Origin of the sequence: uncultured Corynebacterium sp. (assembly GCF_902489365.1) — a bacterium.
Classification (GTDB): domain Bacteria; phylum Actinomycetota; class Actinomycetes; order Mycobacteriales; family Mycobacteriaceae; genus Corynebacterium.
Map to the genome: position 1 here is coordinate 1 of NZ_CABTZR010000084.1, position 8,515 is coordinate 8,515.

General features: G+C 62.0%; 8 protein-coding genes. 7 read left to right on the forward strand and 1 reads right to left on the reverse strand.

Annotation, left to right across the window (positions count from 1 at the left end):
- The first annotated feature begins 244 nt into the window (after window positions 1-244).
- On the forward strand, window positions 245-1,060 hold the full coding sequence (locus RDN59_RS10240) for an HAD family hydrolase (protein WP_308607746.1): 816 nt from the start codon (window positions 245-247) through the stop codon (window positions 1,058-1,060).
- On the opposite strand, the gene RDN59_RS10245 is transcribed toward RDN59_RS10240, so the two are convergent.
- Window positions 1,057-1,746 carry an oxidoreductase gene (locus RDN59_RS10245; RefSeq protein ID WP_308607747.1) on the reverse strand — a complete coding sequence of 230 codons (690 nt, stop codon included), beginning with the start codon at window positions 1,744-1,746 and terminating at the stop codon, window positions 1,057-1,059. The genes RDN59_RS10240 and RDN59_RS10245 overlap by 4 nt on opposite strands.
- Before the next feature lie 104 nt (window positions 1,747-1,850).
- Between RDN59_RS10245 and RDN59_RS10250 the strand changes: the two genes are divergently transcribed.
- The 6 genes from RDN59_RS10250 to RDN59_RS10275 all read left to right on the forward strand — a co-directional run.
- Window positions 1,851-2,345, forward strand: a complete 495-nt coding sequence (locus RDN59_RS10250) for a phage holin family protein (RefSeq protein WP_144676181.1) — start codon at window positions 1,851-1,853, stop codon at window positions 2,343-2,345.
- Between the two features lie 100 nt (window positions 2,346-2,445).
- The gene (locus RDN59_RS10255) at window positions 2,446-3,348 is read left to right on the forward strand and encodes an alpha/beta hydrolase (RefSeq protein WP_308607748.1); all 903 of its coding nucleotides are present in this window, start codon (window positions 2,446-2,448) and stop codon (window positions 3,346-3,348) included.
- Between the two features lie 221 nt (window positions 3,349-3,569).
- The gene (locus RDN59_RS10260) at window positions 3,570-5,171 is read left to right on the forward strand and encodes an ABC transporter substrate-binding protein (RefSeq protein WP_308607749.1); all 1,602 of its coding nucleotides are present in this window, start codon (window positions 3,570-3,572) and stop codon (window positions 5,169-5,171) included.
- Between the two features lie 198 nt (window positions 5,172-5,369).
- Window positions 5,370-6,296 carry an ABC transporter permease gene (locus RDN59_RS10265; RefSeq protein WP_308607750.1) on the forward strand — a complete coding sequence of 309 codons (927 nt, stop codon included), beginning with the start codon at window positions 5,370-5,372 and terminating at the stop codon, window positions 6,294-6,296.
- Window positions 6,289-7,248 (forward strand): ABC transporter permease, encoded by a 960-nt coding sequence (locus RDN59_RS10270; RefSeq protein WP_308607751.1) that lies wholly within the window; start codon window positions 6,289-6,291, stop codon window positions 7,246-7,248. The genes RDN59_RS10265 and RDN59_RS10270 overlap by 8 nt, the downstream gene beginning before the upstream one ends.
- The coding region (locus RDN59_RS10275) for an ABC transporter ATP-binding protein (protein ID WP_308607752.1) at window positions 7,248-8,515 on the forward strand (1,268 nt) is incomplete at its 3' end. The genes RDN59_RS10270 and RDN59_RS10275, both read left to right, overlap by 1 nt.

Consider the following 8,515-nt stretch of genomic DNA (forward strand, 5'->3'; position numbering starts at 1 on the left):
GCCCGCGCCTCGGGGGGTGTGCGCGGGCCATCGGTAACCCGGCATCGGGGGGGTGCGCCGGGGCAGGCCGCACTGTATATCGGGGCCTTGCACATCACATTATGACATGCGAGGGAACAGATGACAACAGCGAGCGACAACATTCCTTGAGATCCCTAACACCGTGCCGATACACTCCCGATTCTTCCTGCTAAGAGGTTACGATGAGCAGGGTAACTCGCACACAGACGGCAGGCCTTCCTCGATGACCGGTACCTCTTTTCCCACTGACGGCGCCACCCGCGCGGCCGCGTTTTTCGACTTGGATAAAACGATCATCGCCACATCCTCTGCCTATGCCTTCGGCCGCGAGTTCATGCACAACGGGCTCATTACCCATGCCGAGGCGCTCCAACTGTCCTTAGCTAAGGCCAGCTATATGCTCGCTGGGCACAGCAGTGAGCATATGGACACCACCCGCGATCAACTCGCCGCGATGGCCGCCGGCTGGTCCGTTCAGGAAGTCCACGACATCGCGGTGGACACCATGCACTCAGTGGTCACCCCCGCCATTTATGCGGAGGCACGCGCGCTTATCGACGCCCACCGCGCCGCCGGCCACGAGGTGGTGATCATCTCGGCGTCGGCAAGCGTGCTGGTCGAACCCATCGCCCAGGAACTGGGCATCGAGCACGTCGTAGCCACCGAACTCGCCGAGGAAGACGGCAGGTTCACCGGGGAAATACTGTTTTATTGCAAAGGCGCCGCAAAGGCAGAGGCCTTAGCCCGCATGGCTAAACAGCTCAACGTCGCCCCCGACGCTTCCTTTGCCTACTCCGATTCCGCCACGGACATCCCGATGCTGGAGCAGGTCGGCCACCCCGTTGCCGTGAACCCGGACCGCCTGTTGAAGAAGCACGCCATCGCCCACGGCTGGGAAATCCGCACGTTTAAACACCCCGTTCCGCTCTTCACCGCACCCAGCGCACGCGAATTCGGTATCGGCTCGGCGGTCGTGGCTGGTATAGCCGCCCTCGTCGTCGGCGGTGTTTTCTTTGCGCGGCAGCAGCTGCGCGACTAGGCCGCTTGCGCGATGCCGTCGGCTTCGCGGGCGCCGGCTCCCCAGGCGTCGAAAAGCAGCGTGATAAGTGCCGCCGGATCCTTGTCATAAGCGTCCAGTGCCGCACGATAATCCGCGCGATGACGGTTGAGGTAGGTCTCGGGCACGGCAAATCCCCGCGGATCGAAGCCGGTATGGATGGCCGCCGCGCGCGCGGCGACGAGCGCCACGACGGTGCTGCGCGCGCCGAACAGCGAGCGCGCGGCAATCTCCGCGTGCAGCACCACCGGCAACAAGCGATCGAAGTCTACACCGGCCCCGCGCGTGATGAGCTGCGCCAGCGCCTGCGCCACCGCCGGCTCCTGATCAGGACGGCCCGCGCCGCCGGCTGCGACATCAATCCGGGCCAAGACCTGCAGCGGAGCCCGCGCGAAAGTGCGCACCGTAGCCGCCTGCTTCTCCGGGGCGAGCAGAGAATAAGCACTGACCGCGGGTGGGATACCGTCAGCCTCAAGCGGTGCGCCGTCGATCGCCGCGGCCGCCCGCGCGCCGCGCAACAGCGACTCGGAAGAAATGACGTCGAACTTGCGCAAGCCCGCTGGGCGGCGGTGCACACGCGCTATCGCTGCGGCGGCATTCTCAGCTTTTTCCTTCACCCCAGATAGGGCCATCAGCGGGGTCAGCGGGTCAGAATGCGGCATACCCATTACAATAACGCCGTACCCACTTTGCGGGCCGCACCACATGAACCCTGGAAAGTTCATTACTATGGCCGATATAGATTGCGACAAAACAGTAGGAGTATTAAACCGTGAGCAACGACGGACTATTCACTGACGGGTCCAACAAGTTCGCCCCGAAGGTAGACAGCATCCCCTTGAGCGATGCGGATACCTCCCGCCGTGGCGAAGCATCCATCGGCCAGCTCGTATCCAACGCCACCGAGCAGATGTCCCAACTGGTGCGCTCCGAGGTGGAGCTGGCTAAGACTGAGCTCGCCGCTTCCGCAAAGAAGGGCGGCATCGGCGCGGGCATGTTCGGCGTGGCGGGCACCGTGGCGCTGTATAGCTCCTTCTTCTTTTTCTTCTTCCTGGCGGAGCTTCTTGCCGTGTGGCTCGACCGCTGGGCAGCCTTCCTGATTGTCTTCCTCATTATGGTTGTCCTGGCCGCTATCGTGGCCTTCATCGGCTTCAAGCAGGTCAAGCAGGTCAAGGCCCCGGAGAAGACCATCGAGTCCACGAAGGAACTCAAGAAGCTGGTCCCGGGTAAGGCTGAGAAGTCCATCGAGCGTGGCCTCTACACCTAAACCCTCAGGGTCCTTTCTCTCTCTTTACCGCCCCGCCCCGAGCACATGCGTTCGGGGCGGATTTCGTCTATCTACCCTCCCCTTCGAAAGGCCCGCCCCTATGAATCCCCTGCCTCCCTCCGTAGTGGAGCTTGACGGCCCCTTTGAGCACGAGTTCCTGCACACGCGCGGCATCCGCCTGCACGCCGCCACCGCTGGGAATCCAGATGACCCGCTGGTATTGCTGTTGCACGGTTCTTTCGGCGGGTGGTTCGACTTCCGGAATGTCATTGCCCCGCTTGCCGACGCCGGCTTCCACGTCGCCGCCCTCGACATGCGCGGCTTTGGTATGTCCGATAAACCACCGCTCGAACCCGGCCAGGATATCCGCGTGGCGGTTGGCGATGTCAGCGGTGCCATCCGCGCATTAGGCCACGATGATGCCTACCTGGTTGGCGCGGATACCGGTGGTGCGGTGGCATGGGCGCTGGCGACCGAGCGCCCCGAGCGGGTACGCGGGCTGGTTTCTGTTTCGGCAGCACACCCAACTGATTTGCGCCGCGCTATCGCCGCACGCCCCTGGGATTTCGGGTGGGTCCTCCTGCGCGCAGCGTTGTGCCGCCTGGGAAAGATTGGCGCTCCGAGCCTCCTGCTGCGTAAGTCCACTTACCTCCGGGAGGTGGATCTCGACGCCCTCGGATCCTTCAGCGGCGCCGAGCGCGAGGAGACCTTGCGCCTGCGCGTAACTTCTTCACGCATTGGAAACGTCCGCCGGGGAATTATTTGGAACCACCGGCTGCGCACCGCTGTGGTTCCGCTGAGCTGGCTCGAGCTCACCGTGCAGTGCCCAGCGCTATTCATCCACGCCGATCAGATGCTCTGGCGTCCGGTAGCGCGGCGCGCGGCACGGCGCTGCCGTGGGGACTTCACCGCCACCACTATCCCCAATGCAAAGAACCTGCCCTATCTTGAGAACCCGCATGGTTTCGCCCAAACCATCATCCCATGGCTGCGAGATAGGTAACATTCATTACCCTCAGTGCCCCACCCCTCTCAGGGGGATGGGGCTTTTCTGATTTCTGAGCAAAACCGCAGGTTGAGAGTAAATACCTACCGCTCTATAGCTTTTATCACAGGACATATTTTTCAATTCCTTGTATATGAGACGAGCCACGCGGTAGCTTCATATAAAACCAACATCACAGGTTTTCTACATCTTTCGCACCACGGAGGTCTAAGCCCCATATGACGCTCAAGAAGACACTCGCTGCTCTCTCTGTCGCTACCCTGCCGCTCACCCTCGCGGCCTGTGGCGGCGACAACTCCGGTTCGGACTCTGCTTCCGGCTCCGCATCCGGTGACGGAATCGTCACCGTCAATGGCTCCGAGCCGCAGAACCCGCTCATCCCGGCCAACACCAACGAAACCGGCGGCGGACGCATCGTCGATTCCATCTACGCCGGCTTGGTCTACTACGACGGCGATGGCGAAGCCCAGAACGAGTTGGCTGAATCCATCGAGCCGAACGACGACAACACCGAGTTCACCGTCAAGCTCAAGGAGTCGAAGTTCTCCGACGGCTCCCCAGTGACCGCCAAGAACTTCGTAGATGCGTGGAACTACGCCGTAGCCAACGATCAGCTCAACGCCTCTTTCTTCTCCAACATCAAGGGCTTCGAAGAAGGTGTCAAGGAGATGGAGGGCCTCAAGGTCGTCGATGATCTCACCTTCACCATCGCGTTGAACAGCCCGGAGCAGGACTTCCCGGCACAGCTGGGCTACTCCGCGTTCTACCCTCTGCACGAATCTGCCTTGGAGGATATAGATTCCTTCGGCCAGATGCCGATCGGCAACGGCCCGTACAAGCTGTCCGAGTGGAACCACAACCAGGACGCCACCGTCGTTCCGAATGAGGAATACAAGGGCGGCCAGACCCCGCAGAACGACGGCATTAAGTTCGTCTTCTACGCCTCCCAGGACGCTGCTTACGCCGACCTGCTCTCCGGCAACCTCGACGTCCTCGACGCCGTTCCGGACGCTGCGTTCGACGTCTACGAGACTGACCTCGGTGACCGCGCTGTAAACCAGCCGACCGCCGTGTTCCAGTCCTTCACCCTGGGCGAGAACCTCGAGCACTACTCCGGCGAGGAAGGCGTCCTGCGCCGTCAGGCCATCTCTCACGCCATCAACCGCGAGGAGATCACGGACACCATCTTCAAGGGCACCCGCACCCCGGCCAAGGACTTCACTTCCCCGGTGATGCCGGGCTACTCCGAGGACATCAAGGGCAACGAGGTCCTGAAGTATGACCCGGAGAAGGCCAAGAAGCTGTGGGCTGAGGCTGACAAGATCAACAAGTGGGATAACCCGACCCTCGAAATTGCCTACAACTCCGACGGTGGCCACAAGAGCTGGGTGGACGCGACCACCAACTCCATCAAGAACACCCTCGGCATCGAGGCAGTCGGCGCTCCGTACCCGGACTTCAAGTCCCTGCGCGATGAGGTGACCAACCGCACCATCAAGACTGGCTTCCGCACCGGCTGGCAGGCAGACTACCCGAGCCAGGCCAACTTCCTGGCCCCGCTGTACAAGACGAACGGCTCCTCCAACGACGGTGACTACTCCAACCCGGAGTTTGACAAGCTTCTCGACGAAGCCCTGACCGCCTCCTCCGAGGAAGACGCCATCAAGAAGTACACCGAGGCTCAGGAGATCCTGTTCAAGGATCTGCCGGCTATCCCGCTGTGGTACTCCAACGCCACCGGTGGCTTCTCCGAGAACGTCGACAATGTCGTCTTCTCTTGGAAGTCCCAGCCGGTGTACTACAACATCACCAAGAAATAAGCCTTCCCCTGGCTTTTCCTTACGACCCCCGCAACCTTGGTGGAGCGGGGGTCGCCCCACGTTTTCACCCATAAGTGTGATTCGAAACGCGCTATAGATTTCTCGAAGCGTGGGATCACACATTAGAATTCTCGTAAGCTATGCCCCGCGTCCCGACGCTGGCAAGCACCTGCCCCACAACGAGTAAAGGACCACACTATGCTGCGCTATATCGGGCGCCGAGTGCTCCAGATGATTCCGGTGTTCTTCGGAGCTACCTTGCTCATCTACGCGCTCGTCTTCTTGATGCCCGGCGACCCTGTCGAAGCCCTCGGCGGTGACCGCGGCCTTACCGAGGCCGCCCGCGCCCGCATCGAGGCGGAATACAACCTCGACAAGCCGTTCATCATTCAGTATCTGCTCTATATCAAGGGCATCTTCATGCTGGACTTCGGTACGACCTTCTCCGGGGTTCCCGTAACCCAGGTGATGGCTAACGCCTTCCCGGTCACGGTGAAGCTGACCGTCATGGCCATTATCTTTGAGTCCGTCTTCGGCATCCTCTTCGGTGTCTTCGCCGGTATGCGCCGCGGCGGCTTCTTCGATTCCACCGTGTTGGTCATCTCCCTGCTCGTCATCGCGGTGCCTTCCTTCGTCATCGGCTTTGTCTTCCAGTACCTCGTGGGCATTAAGTGGGGCATCTTGCCGGTTACCGTCGGCGCTAACGCCACCGTAAAGTCCCTCCTCATGCCGGCCATGGTGCTCGGCGCGCTCTCCTTGGCGTACGTCATCCGCCTGACCCGTCAGTCCGTGGCGGAGAACCTGCGCGCCGATTACGTGCGCACCGCCCGCGCCAAGGGTCTGTCCAACGGCGCGGTGACCCGTCGCCACGTGCTGCGCAATTCGCTGATTCCCGTGGCCACCTTCATCGGCGCCGATATCGGCGCACTCATGACCGGCGCCATCGTGACCGAGGGCATCTTCGGCATCAACGGCGTCGGCGGCACCATGTACCAGGCCATTCTGCGTGGTGAGCCGACCACAATCGTCTCCTTCACCACGGTGTTGGTGATCATCTACATCATCGCCAACCTGCTCGTTGACCTCCTGTACGCCGTACTTGATCCGAGGATCCGCTATGCCTAATTTCGAGAAAACTACTCCCTACCCGGGCCAAGAGCACTTCGTCTCGGAAACCGATGAAACGGGTCTCGGCGCGGTCGATGCCGTCAAGGACGAGTCCGCGCCTTCTTCCCAGTGGGGCGAGGCATGGCGCTACCTGCGCCGTCGCCCACTGTTCTGGGTCGCCGCCGTGATGATTCTCGTGGCCATCCTCCTGGCCATCGCACCAGGTCTCTTCACTAGCACCGACCCGCGCCTGTGCGAGCTGTCCAAGTCCCTCGCCCCCGCCGAGCCCGGCCACCCCTTCGGATTCAACCGCCAAGGCTGCGATATCTACGCCCGCGTGATTTACGGTGCGCGCGCGTCGGTAGCCGTCGGCGTCCTCACCACGCTGCTCGTCGTGGTGCTCGGTTCAATGATCGGCGCTATCGCCGGTTTCTTCGGCGGCTGGATCGACTCTGTTCTCTCCCGCATCACCGACATTTTCTTCGCTATCCCGCTGGTGCTCGCCGCCATCGTGGTCATGCAGATGTTCAAGGAGCACCGCACCATCATCACGGTGGTCTTGGTGCTCGGCCTCTTCGGCTGGGTCTCCATCGCCCGCATCACGCGCGGTGCGGTGGTCTCCATCAAGAACGAGGAATTCGTGCAATCCGCGCGCTCCATCGGTGCGTCGAGCTGGCGCATCCTGTTTAGCCACATCCTGCCGAACGCGGCCGCGCCCATCATCTCCTACGCCACCGTGGCGCTGGGTACCTACATCGTCGCCGAGGCCACCCTGTCCTTCCTGGGCATCGGCTTGCCGCCGACGTTCGTGTCCTGGGGCGGAGACATTTCCGACGCGCAGGCTTCCCTGCGCGTCGCTCCGGCAGTCCTGTTCTACCCGGCGGGCGCTTTGGGCCTGACCGTGTTGAGCTTCATCATGATGGGTGACGTCGTCCGCGATGCACTCGATCCGAAGGCGAGGAAGCGTTAATGACTAACCCACTTCTTGAAATGAAGGACGTCCATATCTCCTTCACCACCTCCACCGGTGTGGTTGAGGCAGTGCGTGGCGTCAACATGTCCATTTACCCGGGCCAGTCCGTGGCCATTGTGGGCGAGTCCGGTTCTGGTAAGTCCACCACGGCGATGTCCATCCTTGGCTTGCTGCCGGGCACCGGCAAGGTCACCGGCGGCCAGATCCTCTTTGAGGGCGAGGACATCACTCACTACAACAACAAGCAATTCGAATCGCTGCGCGGTGACAAGATTGGCCTGGTCCCACAGGATCCGATGTCCAACCTCAACCCGGTGTGGCGCATCGGCACGCAGGTCGAGGAATCCCTCAAAGCTAACAACGTCGTGGAGGGCTCCGAGCGCCACAAGCGCGTCGTCGAGCTGCTGGAAGAGGCCGGGCTTCCCGACGCCGAACGCCGCGCCAAGCAGTACCCTCACGAGTTCTCCGGCGGTATGCGCCAGCGCGCGCTCATCGCGATCGGTCTGGCCGCACGCCCGAAGCTGCTCATCGCCGACGAACCCACCTCCGCCCTCGACGTGACGGTGCAGAAAACCATCCTGGATCACCTGGAGCACCTCACCGAAGAGCTGGGTAACGCAGTGCTCTTCATTACCCACGACCTCGGTCTGGCAGCCGAGCGCGCCGAACATCTCATCGTGATGCACCGCGGCCGCATCGTGGAGTCGGGCCCGTCGCGCGAGATTCTGCGCTCCCCGCAGCACCCTTACACCCGCCGCCTTGTCAAGGCCGCCCCTTCCCTCGCCTCCTCCCGCATCCGCGCGGCCAAGGAAGCTGGTGTGGAGGCCAAGGAGCTGAAGTCGGGTGAGGCGATCGGCGCCGCCTCCGAGTCTGGTTCCACCGCTGCAAATTCCGCTGAAGGTTCATCTTCTGCGGCTCAGGCCCCGGTCATCTCGGTGCGCAACCTCACCAAGGAATTCGATATCCGCGGCCAGCGCGGCGGCAAGAAGCTACTGAAGGCCGTCGACGATGTCTCCTTCGACATCCGCCGCGGTACCACCCTGGCGCTGGTGGGCGAGTCCGGTTCCGGCAAGTCCACAGTGGCCAACATGGTGCTGGGCTTGCTGGAGCCGACCTCCGGCACCATCGAGTTCGAAGGCCGCGATACGTCGACGTTATCGAAGCAGGAACTGTTCAAGCTCCGCCGCAAGATGCAGGTGGTCTTCCAGAACCCCTATGGCTCACTGGATCCGATGTACTCGATTTACAAGTGCATCGAGGAACC